Annotated in this window: 2 protein-coding genes and 1 pseudogene; all 3 read right to left on the bottom strand. The window is 68.8% G+C overall.

All coding sequences use genetic code 11. From position 1 onward, the window contains the following. Positions 1-14 precede the first annotated feature (14 nt). Complete coding sequence (locus tag ABD194_RS18850) at positions 15-290, bottom strand: WXG100 family type VII secretion target (RefSeq protein WP_343994346.1); 276 nt, start codon at positions 288-290, stop codon at positions 15-17. A gap of 49 nt (positions 291-339) precedes the next feature. Then, positions 340-615: a WXG100 family type VII secretion target gene (locus tag ABD194_RS18845; RefSeq protein ID WP_343994344.1), complete on the bottom strand. Its 276-nt coding sequence runs from the start codon at positions 613-615 to the stop codon at positions 340-342. Between the two features lie 275 nt (positions 616-890). Further along, a pseudogene (locus ABD194_RS18840) lies at positions 891-1,918 on the bottom strand (FtsK/SpoIIIE domain-containing protein); the annotation flags it as partial.

Genomic DNA, 1,918 nt, shown 5'->3' with positions numbered 1-1,918 from the left:
TCTCAGCGCGACTCTCAGCGCGACGAGGTCTGCTTCTGCGACTCGGCGTTGGTCTTGCACTTCTTGCCCATGGCGTCGAGCTTCTCGCCGGCAGCCGTCACGACCTGGCGCTGGCCGTGCCAGTCGCTCTGGAACTGGTCGGAGTCGGTGCCGCCCCAGTTGCCCTTGATCTGCGAGACGGCGCTGTTGACGGCCTCGACGATGCCGTCGAGCTCGCCCTTGTAGCCGACGAGCTTGTCACCGGATGCGGACACCGCGTCCGCGTTCATGCCCTTCTTGTAGACAGCCATGTCAGTTCCCCTTCAGAAGTCTGCGGATTGGTGGTCGGGATGCGGTCGGTCAGTACTGCGAGGAGGTGCTGCGCTGCTGCGAGACCTCGCGGTCGATCGTCGACTTCATCTCGGTCAGCAGCTTCTGCGCCTTCTGCAGCTCGGGGCGGTGCGTGCCCGTCCACTCCTGCTCGAACTGCCTGGAGTCGTCGCCCTGCCAGTTCTGCTTCAGCGACTCGACCTCGGAGTCGACCTTCTGGATGAGCTTCTGGATGGCCTCCGCCTGCTGCTGCAGGACGTTGCCCTGGGCGTTGACCTCATCGTCGTTCATTCCGAGCCAAGCCATGTCCTTCTCCTTTGCCTGTGTTCCCCCGACGGATTCGGGACGTTCTCTTCTCCGGACCACCCGTTGCAGGCCCGCTCATGTCACTCCTCGACGGCCCCGCGGCGGTTCGTCCGGTCCGCGGCTTTCGTCGACAGCAAGAAAGGTATGTGACCCCCGCAGGAGTGTCGATGGGGAGCACTCCCCATGACTTCCCACGTCGCGCGCCACCGATGGCGCATGCCGTCCCGCCGGTCGAGATGCCTTGTGCCCCAAGGCTTTCAGCATCGTGTGCAGGGTCATGGGAGGGCGACCTGGAGCAGCTCGAAGCGGCCCTTCTCGACGAGGAAACCGCGTCCTGGGGGCAGCTCGGCGCGGTTGAGGGAGGGCAGGTTCGCCTTGAACACCGACAGGCCCTCGTTGCCGTCGGGGTGCAGGGCGAGCCCGGAGCGCGAGGTCTTGAGCAGCGCCTGCAGTCCGAAGTTGCTGCTGAAGAAGGCGGCCTCACCCTCGGCGACGACGAGCTGGTCGTTGTCGACGCATGCCTTCGCCAGTGCGGTGAGCGCGTTCTCGGCGCCCGACGGGGCGAGGTCGTCGACGCGCTCGACGAAGATCGCCACGGGGCGGCTGGTGCGTCCCTCCTCGATGTCGGCGGTGAGCCGCGTCGCCAGCTTGGTGCTCGCCTCGCCGCCGACGGCGGTCTCGGCCCAGATGCCGAGGTCGAGCAGCTCGGACGAGCGCCGGGGGGTCATGAGGTAGAGCGCGGTGCTCGAGCTGAAGCGGAAGAGCCCGGCCGCAGCGGCTGCGACCGCCGTGGTGCGACCCGAGCCCGAGGGCCCGGTGATGACGAAGGTGCCCTTGGGGTCGAAGCCGTGCGGCTCCAGCGTGGAGGACGCGACGCCGAGCACCGGCCGGCCTCGGAGCTCCGGGGGCAGCTCGCCGAGCGGGATGACCTCCGCGAGGCTCTCGATGGGCGGGGCCTGGCTGACGCCGGCCTTGCGGGTCGCGTCGGCGAACGCCTCGATGGCGGCGGCCTGCACCGTGACGTCGGACGAGCCGCCGAGCACCGCGACCTGCACCTCGGAGCCGGACATGAGTCCACGTCCGGCCGGCGAGGCCATCGTCAGCACGTCGCCGGGCACCCCGAAGACGGAGTAGTCGTCGGCGTTGCTCATCCGCAGGATGATCCGGCCCTGCACAGCGGCCGCGAGGTTGGTCGGCAGCCCCGTGCGCTGGTCGCTGGCGATGATGAAGTGCACGCCGACGGGGCGCCCGTCGGCTGCGAGGCCGGCCAGCAGGTCGAGCCACTGGAAGCGGCCGCCGACCT

Origin of the sequence: Terrabacter terrae, from assembly GCF_039529575.1 — a bacterium.
Classification (GTDB): Bacteria; Actinomycetota; Actinomycetes; order Actinomycetales; family Dermatophilaceae; genus Terrabacter; species Terrabacter terrae.
Note: the sequence above shows the minus strand (reverse complement) of the source record. Positions and strands in the feature narration are given on the sequence as shown.